Origin of the sequence: Acidicapsa ligni, from assembly GCF_025685655.1 — a bacterium.
Lineage (GTDB): Bacteria > Acidobacteriota > Terriglobia > Terriglobales > Acidobacteriaceae > Acidicapsa > Acidicapsa ligni.
Genome location: NZ_JAGSYG010000004.1, coordinates 321,289 through 339,467 on the forward strand (window position 1 = coordinate 321,289; position 18,179 = coordinate 339,467).

The 18,179-nt window shown below is 57.3% G+C and carries 19 protein-coding genes; 1 reads left to right on the forward strand and 18 read right to left on the reverse strand.

Annotated features, from left to right (window positions below):
• The first annotated feature begins 375 nt into the window (after positions 1 to 375).
• Positions 376 to 1,383 carry an SIR2 family protein gene (locus OHL19_RS15590; RefSeq protein ID WP_263358645.1) on the forward strand — a complete coding sequence of 336 codons (1,008 nt, stop codon included), beginning with the start codon at positions 376 to 378 and terminating at the stop codon, positions 1,381 to 1,383.
• A 45-nt stretch (positions 1,384 to 1,428) separates the two neighbouring features.
• Here OHL19_RS15590 and OHL19_RS15595 read toward each other — a convergent pair whose 3' ends face one another.
• From OHL19_RS15595 to OHL19_RS15680, 18 genes are all read right to left on the reverse strand, one after another.
• Positions 1,429 to 1,890 (reverse strand): hypothetical protein, encoded by a 462-nt coding sequence (locus tag OHL19_RS15595; RefSeq protein WP_263358646.1) that lies wholly within the window; start codon positions 1,888 to 1,890, stop codon positions 1,429 to 1,431.
• A 108-nt stretch (positions 1,891 to 1,998) separates the two neighbouring features.
• Positions 1,999 to 2,580: a hypothetical protein gene (locus OHL19_RS15600; RefSeq protein WP_263358647.1), complete on the reverse strand. Its 582-nt coding sequence runs from the start codon at positions 2,578 to 2,580 to the stop codon at positions 1,999 to 2,001.
• Between the two features lie 514 nt (positions 2,581 to 3,094).
• Positions 3,095 to 3,952 (reverse strand): hypothetical protein, encoded by an 858-nt coding sequence (locus OHL19_RS15605; protein ID WP_263358648.1) that lies wholly within the window; start codon positions 3,950 to 3,952, stop codon positions 3,095 to 3,097.
• A 60-nt stretch (positions 3,953 to 4,012) separates the two neighbouring features.
• Entirely contained in the window at positions 4,013 to 4,984 is a 972-nt protein-coding gene (locus tag OHL19_RS15610) for a tyrosine-type recombinase/integrase (protein WP_263358649.1), read from the reverse strand.
• Positions 4,981 to 6,222, reverse strand: a complete 1,242-nt coding sequence (locus OHL19_RS15615) for a site-specific integrase (protein ID WP_263358650.1) — start codon at positions 6,220 to 6,222, stop codon at positions 4,981 to 4,983. Before OHL19_RS15615 ends, OHL19_RS15610 begins: the two co-directional genes overlap by 4 nt.
• Before the next feature lie 113 nt (positions 6,223 to 6,335).
• Entirely contained in the window at positions 6,336 to 9,047 is a 2,712-nt protein-coding gene (mobF, locus tag OHL19_RS15620; protein WP_263358651.1) for a MobF family relaxase, read from the reverse strand.
• A 2-nt stretch (positions 9,048 to 9,049) separates the two neighbouring features.
• Positions 9,050 to 10,984: a type IV secretion system DNA-binding domain-containing protein gene (locus OHL19_RS15625; RefSeq protein ID WP_263358652.1), complete on the reverse strand. Its 1,935-nt coding sequence runs from the start codon at positions 10,982 to 10,984 to the stop codon at positions 9,050 to 9,052.
• Positions 10,981 to 11,310: a hypothetical protein gene (locus tag OHL19_RS15630; protein WP_263358653.1), complete on the reverse strand. Its 330-nt coding sequence runs from the start codon at positions 11,308 to 11,310 to the stop codon at positions 10,981 to 10,983. Before OHL19_RS15630 ends, OHL19_RS15625 begins: the two co-directional genes overlap by 4 nt.
• Before the next feature lie 253 nt (positions 11,311 to 11,563).
• Entirely contained in the window at positions 11,564 to 11,890 is a 327-nt protein-coding gene (locus OHL19_RS15635; RefSeq protein WP_263358654.1) for a hypothetical protein, read from the reverse strand.
• 23 nt (positions 11,891 to 11,913) lie between these two features.
• Positions 11,914 to 12,861 (reverse strand): RepB family DNA primase, encoded by a 948-nt coding sequence (locus tag OHL19_RS15640; RefSeq protein WP_263358655.1) that lies wholly within the window; start codon positions 12,859 to 12,861, stop codon positions 11,914 to 11,916.
• Between the two features lie 71 nt (positions 12,862 to 12,932).
• Positions 12,933 to 13,325 (reverse strand): single-stranded DNA-binding protein, encoded by a 393-nt coding sequence (locus tag OHL19_RS15645; RefSeq protein WP_263358656.1) that lies wholly within the window; start codon positions 13,323 to 13,325, stop codon positions 12,933 to 12,935.
• 452 nt (positions 13,326 to 13,777) lie between these two features.
• Positions 13,778 to 14,062: a DUF7673 family protein gene (locus OHL19_RS15650; RefSeq protein ID WP_263358657.1), complete on the reverse strand. Its 285-nt coding sequence runs from the start codon at positions 14,060 to 14,062 to the stop codon at positions 13,778 to 13,780.
• Between the two features lie 14 nt (positions 14,063 to 14,076).
• Complete coding sequence (locus OHL19_RS15655) at positions 14,077 to 15,051, reverse strand: CpaF family protein (RefSeq protein WP_263358658.1); 975 nt, start codon at positions 15,049 to 15,051, stop codon at positions 14,077 to 14,079.
• Positions 15,048 to 15,854, reverse strand: coding sequence for a VirB8/TrbF family protein (locus tag OHL19_RS15660; protein WP_263358659.1), 807 nt, complete (start codon positions 15,852 to 15,854; stop codon positions 15,048 to 15,050). Before OHL19_RS15660 ends, OHL19_RS15655 begins: the two co-directional genes overlap by 4 nt.
• Positions 15,854 to 16,096, reverse strand: coding sequence for a hypothetical protein (locus OHL19_RS15665; protein ID WP_263358660.1), 243 nt, complete (start codon positions 16,094 to 16,096; stop codon positions 15,854 to 15,856). The genes OHL19_RS15660 and OHL19_RS15665 overlap by 1 nt, the downstream gene beginning before the upstream one ends.
• A complete protein-coding gene (locus tag OHL19_RS15670) occupies positions 16,096 to 17,022 on the reverse strand; it encodes a type IV secretion system protein (protein WP_263358661.1) in 927 nt (308 codons plus the stop codon). The genes OHL19_RS15665 and OHL19_RS15670 overlap by 1 nt, the downstream gene beginning before the upstream one ends.
• A gap of 42 nt (positions 17,023 to 17,064) precedes the next feature.
• The gene (locus OHL19_RS15675) at positions 17,065 to 17,295 is read right to left on the reverse strand and encodes a hypothetical protein (protein ID WP_263358662.1); all 231 of its coding nucleotides are present in this window, start codon (positions 17,293 to 17,295) and stop codon (positions 17,065 to 17,067) included.
• Positions 17,296 to 17,307: 12 nt separating this feature from the next.
• The gene (locus OHL19_RS15680; protein ID WP_263358663.1) at positions 17,308 to 18,177 is read right to left on the reverse strand and encodes a hypothetical protein; all 870 of its coding nucleotides are present in this window, start codon (positions 18,175 to 18,177) and stop codon (positions 17,308 to 17,310) included.
• Between the last annotated feature and the right edge of the window lie 2 nt (positions 18,178 to 18,179).

The window sequence follows — 18,179 nt, forward strand, 5'->3', positions numbered from 1 at the left end:
TGGATTGTGCGACTTATTTGAGACCGATCTGAAATTGAATCCCTGAGTATGAGAATTCAACTCGGCTGACTTGTGATTGAGAGAAGAATGCAGTGATGGAGATATATGAAAGGACACTCGGGAGCGAGTGTTCCAACCCATCGGTTGGACGAAACCTGGCCTGCGGCAGCTCTAGAAGGGTGGAAACCGTCGGGCGAAATCTTCGACGCTTTATGGGAGCGAGTTTTAGACTTTATCGGAGTGCGGCGCGCTTCATGTTCGTTTGGATTCCAAGCTCGAACTCATCGACGAGCTCTGTCACGATCTTCGTGATTGTGCTGAAAAATTCGAGTCATCTGCTAGCATGGGCCTTCGATAGTTAAAGGATAGGTGTCTATGGGAATTGCGCTGATCTTGGGCGCTGGCGCGAGTCGAGGTGTAAGTTACGCCAAGACCAGGGATGTTCCATCTCCATTGGATCGGGATTTCTTCGACCTCCTGCAACGATTGGAGCCCAACGGGAAGGACGAGCAACAGATCGATAGAACGCTGCGGTGGGTGCAACAACTCCCGATAGAGTATTGGCGGTCCATGGAGAAGTCTTTTTACACGTTGCATCTCAGGGCGTATCTAAGGGACAAACTCAACCGGCCATCTCAGGGGAAGTTGATCCCGAAGGATGATGAAGACGTAGTCAGTACGTTCGTCATTGCGATTGGAGCGTTGCTTCGAGCCGCGCACGGCACCGAAACGTGCGACTTCCATAGGAAGTTGCTGTCAAAGCTCTACCTCAATGATGTCGTCGTTTCCTTTAACTATGATCTTGTAGTCGAGCGAGCGATGAAAGCGTTGCCGCGCTTCAGTTCGATCCCGTTTGGCAATTGGCTCTACGGGTTCTCGAACCGCCCGAAGAAGTGGTTAGGTCCGACCGTCTTCAAAATGCACGGGAGCTTCAACTGGACAATGCCGGAGACAACGGGTGGCAGCTTTGGGGTACGAACCCGAGGCTGGCCGGAGTTGGAGAGTGCTCCAGGCTTCACACGCTTCAAGCGGGAAGGAACTTCGTATCCGATTTTCTTGCCATTCTGGGACAAGCGGGTCGAGGCCGATCCCTGGAGAGAAGTGTGGGTAAAAGCCTTCGAGAATCTTGAAAAGATCGACAGCGTGATCGTGTGGGGCTATTCCTTGCCGCCTACCGACGTGAAAGCGCAACTTGTATTCCAACTCGCGCTTTCAGACCGAGTATTCAATCTTTGTGTGATCGATCCTTCAGGGCCTGTGAGGGATCGATGGAGAATGATGCTCCCTGATGCGAAATTCTGGGAGTTCGAGACGGTTGAGAAGTTCTTCGATAACGTGCCGCGCTGGTGGCGAGACCATCCGGACGGCGATCCGGAGGACTAGATGAATCGGATGCATACCGTCATCCGATTCAGGTCCGTCCCGGATTTACTGCCATTTGGTGGGATCATTCGCAATAGAAATGGCGGGAACGGTTTCCAGGTAGAGCCGTTTGTCAACGGAGTGTCCTTTTTCTTGAAGCTTCGCCACCAGAGAGTCGTAGTGCAAATACCCGCAAATCGCAATCGTCGTCCCAGAGGCGGATTGAATCAACTTCTCGACCCAGGCGTCCTCCCGGATGTCGTCTGAGGAAACCCTCACTGTGATTGCCTCTTCAAACATGCGGGGACGATTGCGCTGCTCTTCCAAGATTCCAGCACTCTGCTTCTCTTCGATTGTCATATCGAGGTTGTACCAGCGCAATCCATACTCTGCGGCGAGTCTCTGAGCGACTGAGGAGTAGCCGATAGCCTCGTGGTATTCCTCGGCAATCGCCGTAAGCGGCTCAACATAGCGGACGCCAATCCAAGCTCGCAGAAGGCCCTCAAATCCTGCTTCTGAGTGTTGCATTCTGTGATCAGTGCCGATTACCACAAAGTTCAACGCCTCGATCTCCAACGCTGCCTCTCATAGCTGATCGCTCCTTACGAAGGAAACGATCGCCGGTTTCGTATCCACTCACTTTGTGGCTGATTTCACCGGTATGACTTTTTTCCCGATTGCGGGCATCGAAACGACCTTTTGAGCGCCCGCCTTTTTCAATTCCCGTTGCTCGAACGTAGGCTCTTTGCTCTCCCGTTTATTTGCGAGATACGCATTCCACCAGTTCTCATCGACTTTCTTCTTGTTGCGAAGCTGTTGCACCGCAGTGGTTGGATGCACGATGGCCACGTACTTGTAACGCTGGTTGCCGACTTGCAGCGTCCGGATAAATCCGTTGTCCTCTAAAATCTTCATACGCTCCAGCCAGGTGCGGACTGCACGGCTGCCCACATATCCCGACGCGAATGCGTGCTCCGTCTCATGCCCCATCTCGATGACGCCTTCGCCGCGTTGTCGGCTGAGCAATTCCAAATATACGGAGGAAGGATCATGCTTCTTGCTAATCTCCTTCGAGGAAAGAAGCGCCAGTACAAGCGGAAGTGTACGAGGCACCGAGAACCAACCCTTCTCTCCTTCGCCGGTCCAAAGATCTTCCTTGGCAAAGTGCTGTACCCGAATTTCCTCTCGACGTTTTGCTACTCCTGATTTGTCGGTCATAATCGTTCACTCCCTATCCATCGGCCATGCCACGAAGCGCGCTTTCGTGGCATGAAACCTTCGCAGGACGGCAACCCTCACGATGGGAGAACGTCCTGTCGATGGTTCAAGTATCCTTTGTTGGGCGAGCCATATCAACGACATAGGTTCGCACAATGGGAACGCAATACGCTGATGATAGCTCCGTCCGCTACGGAATCGGCTCTTTTCTGCACTTGGGCACACGCAGTTCGCGATTAATCGCGATCCTAGAGCCCTCAAAGCCCAAAAATGTCACTGAAAATGCGGCGGCGGAGTGCGAAGGAGCGGCGGATCGGTGTCCAACGTGTCTGGTGTGTCCAGCATGTCCATAGGTGTCCAGCGGTTCCTGGTGTCCACGTATGGGGTGACGAGGGGAAGCGGGTGGACCTTATCTCTCATGAACGAGGGGGTGAGCGTATCGGGCGAACCTATGCTGCGCTATCGGGCCGCCGTCCCAATTGATTGGCTGGCTCACGCCGATTAGCCCGACTCGCTATCGAATCAGTCGGTGCTCGAACGCGGCATCGCGGTGTTCCGCATCGCCAAGAATCCACTCCGTCTCGACCTTCCCGCTCGTCAGGGGCCAGTGCGTGAACTGGAGGTAAGGGACTTTGGGAAACCAGTTCGGATCGAAGGCAGTGGCGGGTTCAGGATGGAGCAGGCCGACGACTCTCGACTCATTGGGATGGATGGTGATCAACAGAATGGCGGAGATGCTCTGTCGGCGCGGGGTAATCATCTGGTTGCCGGAGGCATCTAGCAACCCCAGACTACAGAAGGCAGCGTGGGCGAAGTCCGTCGTCACGTACTCAGGCCGCCCATCCAGCGGAACATTGATCTGGGGGGCGGAGGTCATCAGGTATTGAGCGGCCATGCGATCCATGAGCAGACCAGCGAAATCGTAGTCCGACGTAATGGCGAGGACTCCCGGTAGACTGCGGCCTCCGAGTTGCCGGGCCTTGTTCTTCGCCGAGGAGAGCAGCTTTTCGGTGATGAGGCCGAAGGCACCGCCGCCTGCGCCGGTCATCGTCCGCGGGAGGGCGGACTTCTTCGACATGGAGTCCGAGTCTAGCGAGGTGACTTCCACAAGAAACGAATCGGTGGACGATGGATGGCAGAGGAAATCTGGCCCTCCGGTGCCGGGGTCCTCAAAGATGTCAGGATTCTGCTTTTCCGCCCGGAGAAGAGAAAAGACAACGGCCTCTGCCTCGGCGGCCTTTTGGTCCGACAGATATCGCTTCTTGTACTGCTCGAAGTGTTGGGCGTATTGCTTATTGCGGGACAGAAAGCGCCAGTAGATCTCGACGATCTCATTGACCGACACCCTCGGTGCTGTTACTGATTGCCGCATACGCTTGACACCTGCTTTTATTGTAGTTGCCGCCCAAATGGGCAGACCGAGCGCAGCGTATCAAAGTTTCGATAGAAACTCCATGAGTGCGGGATTGTCCCGCCAGCGACGCTTGCCGCGTTTCGGACTGAGCTTGTCGAGTTGGGGACGAAAACGGTCTGGTGTCAGCTTGAGGAAGCGGGAGGAGGCACTGAGATTCATGTAGCCCATATACACCGAGAGGGCCGGAATCATCCGGTTAAGGTCAGCACCATGGCGATGCCAGGACGTGAGGCGGTGAACGGCAAATGTGTAGCGCAGGTCGTGCATACGAGGCGGCTGAGTGACGCCGTCGTTGCGGGTAATTCCCGCGCGGAGACGAAGCCGCTGAAAGGTGCAGTTCAGATAGTCTTCGGCTAAACGCTTGCCATCTTTGTGCAAAAAGAATTGCCTGCTTCCAGGGCTTTTTCCATGGTGGGAGTTGCAATAGCTTCTTAGGATTTCGTGCATATCTGAGCCAAGCGGGAGGGTCCGGGTAGGCTCCAAACGGTTGTTTCTGATGATAACCACCTTGCGTTTTAGGTCGATGTCGTCCCGTGTGAGTCTCACTGCCTCGCTCACGAGAGCCCCTGTGCCGTAAAGGAACAACAGGAAGGTGCGCAAGGTGCGCCCATCAATCCGACAACTGGGGTTAGCTTGGGAGGTGCGTATGCTTTTGAGCAATCGGCGAATCTCTTCCTGCGAATAGATGTAGGTGATGTTGGGTCGTTTCGCAGGCCGGCGTGATGGCGGCATCGGAAGAGAGCACATCAGGTCGCGTGCTACCCAGAAAAGGAAAAATTGGCGAAGCAGGTTGTACTTGGCAACCCAGGTGAGGTCCGAGGTGCGTGGGCCATCGAGAAAGTTTCTGATCTGGTCGGGGCGAATCGTGTCCAGCGAAACATCGCCTATCTGACGGCAGAAGGAAAGGAGGCGGCTGCTTCCGGTGGTGAAGCTCATCCCCGCGGTCCGCTTCGCTTCCACGTACTGTTCGATGCTTTGATGGAGTTTCATTGGACGCCTGCCAAGCTGAAGGCGGCAACTTTACGAAGCGACCGCGTATCATAGCGGGCATAGATACTGACGGAATTGAGATCCCGGTGGCCCAGAAACTCCGCGATCTCCTGAAGTGACGAACCTTGATGCAGGAGCCGCGTAGCGCAAGCGTGGCGAAGAGCATGGGGTCCAAACGTCACCGATTCGACACCGATACTCTTCATTTTGTCGCTGACAGCTCGCCATAATCCCTGCAATCCAAACGGAAGATAGGGCGGGACTAACGAAACGAAGAGGTGCCGACAAGCGCATTTCGGACGACCGTGTTTCAGATAGTCGATGATGGTTTCGCCTACCTCATATTGAATGGGGTAATGCTGAAGTCCTCGATTCTTGGCTCGACGTACCAAGAAGGTCTCGCTGCGCCAATCGAAGTCGCTCAGTTGCAAGCGTGCCACTTCGCTTCGACGCAGTCCATAGACTGCCAGCAACAGGAGGATGGCGCGTGCGCGGAGTCCCTTGGTTCCGGCATCTCCTGTAGTTCTTATCAGTCTTCGCACGTCTTTCCATGCCGGTCCCCGGGCAGGCCCGCGATACTGCGTAATTCTGGGACTGCGAATTCCGGCCGGAAGACCGAGAACGCACCAGCCCATGATTTCCGCGTGTGCGAAGAACGAGCGGAACGCCTGGCATAGAGCTGCAATGGTGTTGTTGACGAGGCCGGACGCGCGCTTTTCTGCCAGGTATTCCAGCACATCGGGCAAGCGAACGGTTTCGAGTGTGCAGTGCCTGGGAGAAAGCCACCGTAAAAAGGCTGCCGTGATCCTGCTGTAGCCTTCAATCGTGGCCGCAGCAAGACCGTGAATTGAGCGCAAAGCATTGGTGTAGTGTTCGATCTCCGCAGCAAAGGGCCGAAGCGAAGTTAGCGCGAGACTGCCATTGAAGGTGAACCACTGTTTCGCAGCGCGGACGAAATACTCCGTGGTGCCTTGCATCTGACATCTTCTGTCTGGTCCGACGTAGGAAGCCCAAACCTGACCCGCTGCTGCTTCAATTTCTTCAAGAGAAAAACTGCGAAGCTCGGTGAGTTCCATGATGCGAACGATGTGCAGCAGATAGGCTGCCGTCATACGCATCGACACGCGGCACCGCCCGCCCGCTGAAAGGTATTTCAGAAATTGCTCTCGCTCTTTCAGCAAAGGAGCGCTGATATGACGTAGGCGAACACTTGGTAAGTGGGAGAGTCCGTCGATCATGGCCTTATCCTCCATCAAAAATCACATAGTACGTCCTACTTATTAACGGCAATACTTGACCGCATACCTAACCAATTGTGTTGACTCAAATATTGGCAGTTGGAGAAATCAGGTTAGAGGGATGGGCCTGCTGCAACCATTTGCTCGACTGAGAGAGATGAAGATTTGGTAACGACATGGCTTAGATTCGACGCAAGCGAAGCAGCGGAGTCCGTATACAGTTGGGCATCGTATGCGGCGCGAGAAATAGAAACATATGCAAACCTGTCGTTGACGAGGTTTGGATGAACCTTGCTGTCGATGTTCACCAATACCCGGTCTGCGGTAAGTCCCTGGGAACTGTGGCTGGTGACAGCGTAGCCGTGGTCGAAGTGCCGCATTTGGTTGGCGTCGAAACTGACGGATTTACCGTTGTCCATCTTCACGGAGAGATGGCCGTCTTTGTCGATGCGCTGCACCGTTCCGAGGTCGCGGTTGGCAACACCTAACTCTTTGGACGGGGCAGTGAAACTTAGACGGTCGCCCACGGCAAACTCCCGTTCCAGCTCACGGTAGACGGTCACGCCGTATAACCTCGCGGGATTGTAGGTGACAGTTTTTCCGTCCTCTTTTTGAACGGTTAGCAGGTTGTGTTTGGGTTGGGTAGCAATGACCTTCGTATAGCTTTGCTTTTCAATGCCGATGTCCTGACTGCCGCGCGGGTAGTGGAGTACGTCATTCACGGCATAGCGAGCGGCCCAGGTCCTGTCGGCGCCGGTCATGTCGGAACGGGGAGCAAGGACACGCATTGCGTGATCCTCCGAAGCGACCGTGCCGTGAGCTTGCAATTCGGAACGCACGGCCTGATTGATCTGACGGCGCGAGGCGTTGTCGGGCGAGACGACGATGGTGTTATCCGGGTTGGCAGCGTAGCTCCGCGCAATCGCCGCGATACGCTGCTGTGCATCGGCAATCTCCGTAACGCGCCCCTGTTGTTCCAACAGGGCGATGCCCTCGGCGACTTCGCCACGCGACAGATGCTCGACCGCTTTAAGCAGTTCCGGGGCATCTCGTTGACGCACGATCTGGTCAAGCTGGGTGGTCTTCATCCCGGCATTGACCAACTGCTCGAAAGGTTTGCCCGCTTCGACGCCCTGATGCTGGCGGGTGTCCCCGATGAGCAACACGCGGTCGTTGGATTCGAGTTTGGCGAGGAAGTCACGCACCTGTTTCGTACTGGCGAGACTGGATTCATCGACCAAGTAAAGGTGACCGTCGGAGCTTGGCTGGCGGGTACGGGCAAGGAAACCCTGTAGGGTGTCGGCAGAGATGCCAGCGTCGCGGAGCTGGTTGGCGGCGCGGGATGTCGGGGCGAAACCTTCGACGACATAGCCGCGTTTTTCGGCTGCTTCACGAACCGATTTCAACAGGGTCGTCTTTCCGACACCAGCCCGTCCCTCCAGCCCTTGCACGACATCGCGTGAGGTCAGAATATCCTCGGCGGCGGCCCGCTGTCCGACGTTCAAATGCTGCTGCTTTTGGGTATGGGCGACGGCAGCTTGTATGGACATGATCTGCTCGGCGCGACCCTGCCCCTGCTGCATCTTGCGTAGGATTTCTCTCTCGGCGCGGATCGTCTCTGCGGTCGTGAAGCTCCGGCCGGAGTCGTGCTTTTGTCCTGGCACAAGCTGGAACTCCCCTGCGGCAATGCGGGCCTCAAACCCGGCGCGAACTTCCGAGTACGTTGTTTCACTCATGCCGCGCCGCAACGCATCGCGGTAGAGGTCGCGTTCGTCGGTGACGGCCTCGCGTTCAAAGCTGCGATCGCGGGCATAGGTGACAGCCTGCCGTGCAACCTGTTGCGAACTCTCCCGGTCATGTTCGGGCGCGTATTCCTGGCCACGCCTCCGCGCTTCCGTGACAACTCCGTCGGCCTGGTTGCCGAACTCGGCGGCGATCTGCCGATGGGCGGCCAGTACGTCGGCGGGCGAGTGAATTTCCTTGCGGTCACGGGTGGAGTGCGCGGCGATCTGCGCGGCCTCCGGCCCCTGATAGCCGGTCTTTTCCAGATGCTCGCGTATCTGCTGGCTGCGCGGGCTGGAAGCGTCTAGGTACTCCTGCGAGTAGCCTTTGATCTCTGGTGCGCCACTGCGCCCCGGTTCAATTTCATAACCGAGGCCACGCAGCCGGTAGGTCAATTCCGATTGATACACGGCGGTCGCAAACTGCTGGCTGTCGAATAATCCCTGGGGCTGAAGGGCGCGGGTGCTGCCGTCGCTGCGCTCGGTCACATTAAAGATGACGGCATGGGTATGGAGCTGCGGCGCGGCGTAGCCATCCACCGGACGGGCGGTATCATGTTCAAATTTGGCGGCGACAAATTCACCAGTCGTCTCGGCCGGACGATTGCCGCTGATGCGCGCCTGGGTGTATCGCTCCAGTTCACTCAGGGCGACGTTGACGGCTTGGCCGTGCGCTTCGCGGACACGGTGATCTCCGCCTACCAGTGCGGTGAGCGATACGGATTTGGGCGCTGAGAAAGTAGCGTCCCACCCGGCGCGATGCTCCACGGGGGCGACAGATTTCCCATCCGCCCCGGTGTATTCGTGAACCGGGCGATGGATGACGAGCTGTTCGGCGGTGAGGGGATGCTGGCCGTTCGCCAGCAACGCGAAGTGTTCTTCGTGAACGCCTCCGGCGAGACCGAACCTTTCCGCCAGTCTGCCATGCCACTCGCCCTGTGTTCGGTCGTTATCCTTCCAATAGTTCTGTTCCGGCGACGTGAACTCTTTGGTGTGATACGTCTGCGCCTGCGATGCCGATAGTGGTTTGGATATGGTTAGCATGGTCAGTCGCCCAGAGAGAATCCCGTTTCTATCGGTTCATCTTCGCTGGCATCGTCAACGCTGGGAGTCGCCATGTCCGCAGACTTCGACGGCTTCTTCGTCAGGGTCTTCGGCTCGAACGTCAGCTCGTCGTCCTCCAACGGGCGCGGCACGAAAGCAGGCTGGGTGGCAGGGATATTCCGGTACTCGAAGGAGAAGCGGGCAACATGGTTTCCCAACTTGAGGAAGGCGTGTTTGTCAGGGAGGCCGGAGACTTCGGAATCGAGGACCAGCGGTTCGACCTGGCGCTCTACCGTGAAATTGTTGCCTGCCCGCAATCCGGTGGAGTGCGTCTCCCGCAGCCGCTCGATCTCGATTTTGCCGATGGCGTTCGACACCCATTCGGCGGCCTTCGGCTCCGTGGTTCGCAGGAAAATCTTGGTCGTCGGCTGTGACAGCATAACCTCGGCCAGATGTCCGTAGATCATCTCAAGCTGGGCCTTGCCCTGAAAGCCGAGGACCAGCGGATTCTTTGACTTCCGGTTCTCCGTGATAGCGGTATGGAGTTGCGGTAGCCGCTGCAAGCTCGCCAGCTCGTCCAGCACAAACCACACGGGATGCTGGCTCTGCTTTGGCTCATTCAGGAGACGCAATACGAGCAAGTCGATCCATAAGCTGTGTAGCGGTCGCAGCGCTTCGCGCTCGCTGGGCTTGGACGTAATAAAGATCCATCCTTTACGATGCTCTGCCCATTCGGTGGCGCTCCAATGGCTCTCGGCGGTCTCCTTCTTCGGCAGCATTCGCAGGCTGTCCGCAATCAATCCAAGCGAGGCGAGGACGCCGTTCCGTTGTTGCTGCGCGCCCTTCGCAATCATCATCGCCATCTCTGTGTTCTGCACGCGACGGTCGATCTCATCGGGGTTCGCCATCCACTCGACCAACTCCTGCGGACTCGGCCCGAACGTCAGCAGGTGGGCAAAAATCTTCTGCGGGGTTTCGGTGAAAAACTCGCCCTTCTTGTCCGTGGTCGGCTGATAGAGTGACGCGGCGATGGCTTTGGCCTCGGCACGGCGGCGCAACTCCTCGGATGGCCCCCAATAAGGGCAGCGAGCATCCAGAGGATTCAGGATGGTGTCTGTACTCGGGTCGTAGAATCGCTGTACGAACTCGCACGCGGGGTCGTACACGATGGCAGAGTGGCCCCTTTCTCTGATCTGGACAAGGAGCTGCATGATGAGCCTCGTTTTGCCTGTGCCGGTATCGCCCATCAGCTCGATGTGCTGGCCTTCGGCCCGCTGGGGAATACGCATGAGGTCTTTCGATTCGGTGGTTTGGAAGCCGACGCCATCGCCTTTGATGGCCCGGTTAAATCCCTTCGGCGATACCAGCACCGGCCCTTTCAGCAGGCGGCCATACTTCATCTCCTTAAGCCGTTGCACGTCCTTCCGCACGGCGAATGGGAGCTGGAAAAGAAAGGCTGCCAACCCGGACCACAGTGGCGCTCGGAAGATTTCAAGAAAGCTATTACCTTCATAAACGAAGAGACGCAGATACGCATGAAGCGGTCGATTCTGGTAGCTGACGCTTGCTCCCCGGTACAGGAGAACAACCCCCGACGCACGGGCTGATTCCGAGAGCGCGAGAGGAATCGGTTTGCCGATCGGCTGCGGCGTGGAGCCTGGTTGCACGTCGGCCTCGATGACAGGACGGGTATGATGTTGGCGGTCAGCTACGGTGACGAGCTGATAATCGCTTGTCTGACGCATCGTGCTGAGGACGCCTGTTTCGAGATAGCAGGAGAGGTAATAGCGTTGCAGCGGCGTCATGGCAAAGGCAAGGTGGAGATACATGCAGAGGCCGGCGACGACGAGTGAAACGAAGACGGCTCCAAAGCTGTAAACGGGATAGTGGGGAGGGCGGACGATGGTTTCTTTTCGTCCCCATTGTGTGTCGGTCATGGCTGTTCCGTAGTCCCTTCTGCGTAGCTGGCGAGCATGTCCGCCGCCGCTTTCCGCTTGTTAGTTTTCACGTACCGGAGCATTTCTTTGAACTGCTCCGGCGTCATCTTTTCGCCCCGCAACAGTGGCTCCAGCGTGTTGATTAGGAGCAGACGGAGTCCAGTGATCTCGCCGAAGAGTGGCGCTGTTCCCGTCCGGTTTTCTGATTCGCGCACCTCGCGTAAGACAACCTCGCGCACCCACTCGCCAAAGCCCGCGTTGCGCGACTCGCAGAATCGTTCGACTTCAGCAAACTCCAGTTCTGTAAGTTTGGTGTTGAGCGTCATGTTGCGTTTCTCCCGCCCTCTCACCTTGCGGTGCGGCTGCCGAGATTCAGTTGAAAGCAACGTCATAGCGATCACCATTTCTGTCTATCGGTCGGAAACTCTTGAGTTTCCGAAACCGTGCTATCTCGAATGAAGTCAGCGGGTAACTCCCGAGTTTCTTGGGAAACTCAGCAGCTCCCTACGAGGGGTGGAGTGTCAATCTTCTTCCGGCGCAAAGCGCCGCTGTGGTCCTGCCACGGATTCCGATGGAGGATCATGCCTTCGATCCCGCCACAACTGCCGGGGTTTGCACGGAGGACTGCACCCCGATTGCAGGCTTCTTCGCAGGCGGTTCCGCTGCATCATTGGTCGCTGCTCTACGGACGCGCAAGGTGGGCGTGATGCGTTGCGCGTTCGGCGACTTCAGGAACTCCTGAAAGTCGCGGTCTTTGGAAAAGACATAAGCAAGCGCCTGCTCGACCACTTCATCGGCGGAAGCGTGGATGAAAGCGGCGTACTGATCGACCTGTGTAGCGGTCGTATCGGTCAGCCGAATCGAGGCGCTGAGGTGGCGGGTTTGGACGACTTCTAGTAGGGGCATTACGTTCTCCTTTGGGTGATGAATCAGGCGGACATCTTGCGGACAATCATGCGTTGCGCGGTGGTGGCAATCTCCCGCGCACGAGCGGAACAAAGTGAAGCGGGAAGCTCAAAGCGACGACGGGATTCGAGCATCGTAATCACGTCGTCAATGCGGATGCCTTCGATGAGCCAGAGGCGGGCCGATGCAATATCGACTGTGCGCTGCGCGTAGTAAAGCGGGTTGGGCTTATCGGAGCGGCGTGATGCCAGCTCCCGCGTGAGCTTCACGGCATCTTTGCCGTGGGCAAGCTCATGGGAAACCCAAGCCCAATCGTTCTCCGAATTGCTGTGCTTTCCAGGCTGCTTCCGGGGCGGGATGGCAGGGTCGAAGAGCATGGCATCGACCGCCGCAGCATCAAGCCGGAAGTCGGCAGGAGTCCAGACGGAATCGCAGGGAAACTCGACCGTGACAAGATGCGCGGGAGAATACTTGCGATTGAGGAAACCGGGGATGCGAAGTACCCGGTTGCAGTCGGTGCAAGCGGGATCGCCACCAAAGGCGATGGCGAGCAGCTTGAGGGTCTGCTCCTGACGCGCAAAGTCGAAACCATCGACACGCCAAAGCACCTGATACTTGCCGGGTGACGTGCACAGGATCACGGTCGGCGTGGGCACTGCATCCGACGCCAGGAGCGCAGCGAGGCGGACATCTCCGTCCGTATCGATGTCTATATATAGATGGCGAACGGATGCGATGCTCTCTTTGGTGCGCTTGCGGCTGCCGTAGTGAAGCGGATTGGCAGCGACATAGACGTTTGCGCCACCGTGGTTTTCGTGGGCGAGCCAACGGAGATACGTCGGCGCAAGCGCCTGTTCCAGTCGAACGATCCGCTGGGCTGGACGTTCGGCGTTGTCCCTGCGGAGCAGGAGAGCAATGGTGTCGTCCATAGCGAAGGAACGGGTGAGGAAGTTAGCGGCGGTTTGGTTCATCGTTGCACCTCAGAAAGAAAAGCGATGGAAGTCCGGCACTGGCAGGGCTTCCATCGCGGTTACGACAACCCCTAGAAGGGGATGTCGTCCGACGGCTCCGGCTCATTGTCGAGGTCTTCCGGGGCGGCCTTCTCCGCCCGGTCGAGTTTGAGGATGGAAGTGACCCGCACGCTGTCGGAGCGTACCGGCTTCTTGGCCTTCTTGGGCGTGTACTCGGTGTGGCGAATCTCACCCTCAACCTGGACGTGTGCGCCCTTGGTGAGCGTGGCCGCGAACTCACCGAACTTGCCGAAGACGATGCAGCGATGCCATTCGGTATGCGAGACGTACTCGCCGGACTCTTTGTTCTTGTAAGAGGACTTGGTAGCGAGGGAGAACGTGGTGAACTTCTGGTCGTTCTTGCCGGTGCGAACTTCTGCGTCGTTGCCGATGAAGCCCATGAGGATTGCTTTGTTCTGATACATGATGTGTCTCCGTTTTTGAATTCCCGATCTTGCTCGGGTCACACCTGGCGAAGCCTAGCGAGTGGGGCCGACTCCCAAGTGCCAAGGGTGCATTTTCTGGAGCGGGGACCAAAGCGCATTCCAGCTTGGGGGAGGAGTCCAGAAAAAGCAGAACCCGCCGTGCCGCCGGGCGTCGGTTTGCCCCCGAAGCAGTGACCGAGTACAGAAGCGGGATTCGTAGTTGGAGACACACGGCTGAACAATGAACTCATCCGCTTCCCGCCGATGACGTATGCCTGCAATCCAGATTCACTTTCCCCGTCCAGACCTCCGGCAAAGAGCCGCATATCGCAACCTGATTCGCGTGTCTTCTGTTCGGCGCGGCTACGCTCAAATGCACATCGTCTGCTTGAGGGCTTGTTCGTCACGTTGAGGCCAAGAATATCCATTGCATCGCTCCAATAGCGTTCGGTTCAATCCGCAATCTCTGGCCGCCAGCCGCGCACGATGGACTGGAACTCAGCATTGAAGCCGAGAGTGTCGGGATAAGCATTGGTACGAGAGATGTAGCCGAAGACGATTACCATGTCATCGGCAATCGAGTCGTCAACGCCCCACAGGTTCGTAAGGTCAAAGCCGCCGCAACTGCCAGCGTTCCACCATGCCAGTAGAAAATCAGCGACTCGCCGTGCCTGCCCGGTATCGCTTTGTGCAATCGAAACCAGACGTTCGAGAGCTGCCCTTTGTTCTGTGCTCATCGTTGCTGCTCCTTTCAAGCGACACCAGCCGAAGCACGATAGATGTCTTCGGTCTCGAAGGACTGTTCGGCGTGGTTGTATCCGGTGACGTGAATCAGTTCACGGACGCGGCGTTTGCCAGTGTGATCGCGTTCGCAATACAGCACGAAGTCGATGGCTTCTGCCGTCTCCGAACGCACGAAGGCGTGATTGAGATTGGGCCTGGCACTCAGGGCCAAATCGGAGAGGCGATTCAAGGCGTCCCACGCGCTCTTCGCGTGGATCGTCGAGAGCGTTCCGCCGTGGCCTGTGTTCATGGCTTGCAAGAGGTCGTAGCCGCACTCGTCGCGTATCTCACCCATGACGATGCGGTCGGGACGGTGACGCAGCGCTGCGGATACGAGTTGACTCATCGTGATGGCAACCTGGCCGGGGATCGCTTCGACCGCTTCCCAACGGATAGCGTTGGGATGTGCGACCTTTAGCTCTGCTGGTTGCTCAATGACGATCAACCGTTCACGCAATGGAACGTGGTCGAGCAAGGCTTTCATCAAGGTGGTCTTACCGCTGCTTGTCCCGCCGCTGATGATGCCGTTCTTTCTCTCTCCAACCAGTTGCACTACGGTATCCCGAACCTCCTCCGGCAAGCTGCCCGATGCAATCAATTCCTCGGACGTATACCAGCGGTTGAACTTTCGGATGGTCATGGTGATGCCGTTGACCGATGCGGGCGGTCCCACGACGGCAACGCGCGAACCGTCGGGGAGCCGGGTGTTGAGAATCGGGTTCTGATCGGAGAGGTTCTGGCCGAGCTTCCGGGCGATCTGTTGGGTCGCCGCGAGGAGCGTGTCAGTCGTCAGTGCAGAGGCAAGAGGGATGTGTTCTACCATCCCATTGCGATCGGCAAACACCCCCGTCGTTCCATTAACCATCAGGTCGGAGATGGTGTTGTCGAGGATAAGCCTCTGCATCTCTTCGGGGAAGAAACCGAGTACCAGATCCCAGCTCATCGGACGGCCTCTGCCGGGCTTCCGCTGGCCGGTGCTCCGGGCACTATTGGGGGCGCTGTCGTCTGTTGAGGGGCCGCAGGATCAATCGGCTCGACCGACAACCTGTTTTCGTGGAACTCAGTGATGGTGAGACCGAGCGGATTGATGGTCTCGAACTGTGGAAAGGTCTGCGCGGCGAGACTCACTTGCGCCGGGTTAATGTAGTAGGTCACAGAGAGTACCCAATGCTCTTTACGCGGCTGTCTGGAGTTACGCGGGGAATATATCTTGGTGATGTTGACGAGCGCCGTGCCGCGTGCAATCGTCGCGCCTTTGAAGGTCTCCTGCGACATGGAGGTGATGGTGACTCCATCTACTTCAACATCACTCTGCTCGATCTGATTGGCGAGCACTTGCGAGACCAGATGCGCCGCGTTGTCCTCGCCCATGTACTGATTGGCGAGCTGGGTGGACAGAAAGTAGTAGTTCATCGGGTACTTCTTCGCGATGGTCTCCCGGTTGATGGTGTAGCGATAGTTGGCCCAATCGGTGAGGTAGGTCCGCACCTCACCCTCTCGCGGGCTGTAGTTGAGGTCGCTGTACTGGATGGCTTGGGCGCGGCCAATGTCTTCAATGCGGATGTAGCGATTCTGAACAGGCCGGTCGGCGAGCGAAACGATCACTACAAACGAAGCGAGAAGAAGCAGGCTTTCGGTCGTGATGACCATTCGGCTCAGTCTGCGTTCGGCATAGAAGCCGACGTATTTTTCATGGGCAATCTCATCGGTGAGGAACACCTGCTTGGGCGTAAGGGTTTCGGACATCACAGCATCTCCTTGGGGCGATAGGGCTGGTGCGCGTGGTCACAGATGAAGTCCGGCGACAGCGGTTGATGTGGCCGGGGATGGAGAATCCATCCGTGATGCTTTGGCAGCGTCCCGAGGATGCGGCAGAAGAGTATGAGCACCAGCACCAGGACGGCGAGAAATAGACAGGCGGCGAGCCACCGAAAGATGAACCGAAGGCGGCGAGGGACGCAGAGATAGGCGTAAAGGAGGGCGAGCATCAGGCAGCCGCCGCCACTGCTGCCGCCCGCATGAGTAGTGCCTCGGCTACCTGCATGACTCTTCCAGCGGCACCAGAGCCGCCGCCAAACAAAGTCTGCGTGATGGTTGGAACCATCGCCATGTTAAGGACGAAGGCGATGAATACGGCGATAACCCCGTAGAAGTTGGCAATCCACATGGGGAGCGAGTAATCGCCGTTGAAGGTTTGCTGGAGGAAGGTGATGAGGAATCCCGACCACACGAAGATGAACGCGGAAGCCACGGCGCGAATCATCGCAAAACTCAAGAGAACATCGACGAAGTTGTAGAACTTACCGCGAAATGTCCGGCTCATCAGAAGCGGAACGAAGAGCGGGCCAAAGAGGGCCGACACCCCGTAGAAGATGAACGAAGAGCAGTTGACCAGAAACAGAACCGCACCAGCCAAGCCAACGACGATGTAGACGAGGAGATAGGTTCCGATCTCCAGCGGGGCAAGGTAGCTGGGTTGCGGGGTGCCATTCAGGGCCGTACTCAGGGCATTTTGCAGTTGCGTGAGCGAATTTTGGTCGAGCGCGGCAACGATGACCTGCGCGAAGTAGGAGAACAGGTGATTGAACCCGAAGCTCGCGCCTGGGATCGGCGTCACCCAATAGTTGATGATGAGCAGGCAGATGATGAGCTGCATCAAAAACTCCACGAGGTCGCCGATGCGAACCGGCTGGGCGCTGAGGCTGATCGTCATGGTCGAGATGTTCCAGTGGGCGACCATGCGGACAAGTTTGATGAGGCTGACGAAGGCTAAGAGCGTCATGCCGATGGACGAGAGCGCATCGCCGTTCGCGGTCGTGAGATTGGTCAGATTGTTGGTGAACTGATAGAGCCAATCGACACCGGGACCGGCTTGCAGGAAAAAAGCAAGGGAGGCCATAGGATGAAGAATCATTGTGTGGGTACTCCCTTGTGTGGAAGTGAGTTGATGCTGCGGTTACTGTTTGGGCGCAGTGGCCGATTTCTGGGCGCTGCGTTCGCGGATTTTCTGGACGGCTGCTTTGTCGTCACGGTCGATCTGCGCCGCCTTCTCTCGTTCGTCCGCGAGCTTGTGTACGTCTACGGCGGTCTGGTGGCTGGTGCGAAGCTGATGGGCGATAAGGACGCCAAGAGCAGCTACGGCGGCCAGAATCCCGACCAGGAGCTTCGTCCTGAGTGCTTGTTGCATGGTGCCTCCTCGTTATGGAAGGTAGGTCTGCCAGGTGCCGGAGCTGTTTGCAGGCGCGGAGGAGAAGGTCGCCCGTTGCTGCTGCACCAAGGCGGCGTTGTTGATCTCATCCGCAGCGGCGGTGCGCTGGGCCATGTTCTGCACGGCGGCCTGAGCCGCCTGGCACGCATGGAGTGCGCCCTGCGCCTGCGTCTCGTTCAGATGGTGAGCGTTGCCGATATTGACGAGGTTGAGCTGTTCGAGTTCGGTAGAGGTAAAGGAACTGGTATCAAACTGTGATTGGGTAAGCGACCCTTGGGGCTGTAGATTATTGTTTCGTTGCCAGTTGTAATCCCCAACAGAGTTAAGGCATTGACTCGATACGCCGTCCATCGCTTCCATGCGCGTGAGCGTTGCGAGAGCGTGGCTGGTTCCGAGTACCTGGCTGCTTAGAAATGAAGATGAGGTTGAGTTGAGTCCGAGGTTCATCAGCTTCCAGACCATGCTCCCGGTGCCGGGTGCCTGACCGTTCATCGCCGACTGCAACCCGGTTGTCTCGCCGTATTGATTGGCGAAGCTCGCCATCGTGAGCTGCGACTGGATGGTTTGCCAGATGGATTTGCTGCTGAAGTTTTTCAGGTTGTTGGAGAGCATGTTGTAGGTGGTGATGGCCTGCTGGTAGTCCTTGTCCGCAGTTGCGAGCAACTGAATCGTATTGGCGAGTTGCTGCTGCCATGTCACGCTGTTCTGGATGTTCTGCTCGATCTGTTGGAGGGCGTGGGCTGATTGGGTAGGGTCGAAGACTATGCCCGATCCGAACTGTGCCTGACTGGGCAACGCGGTGAGGAAGAGGAGCGCAGAGACGAACGCTCCTATGCGAAGTTTGCTGAGACTTAGCTGCATGA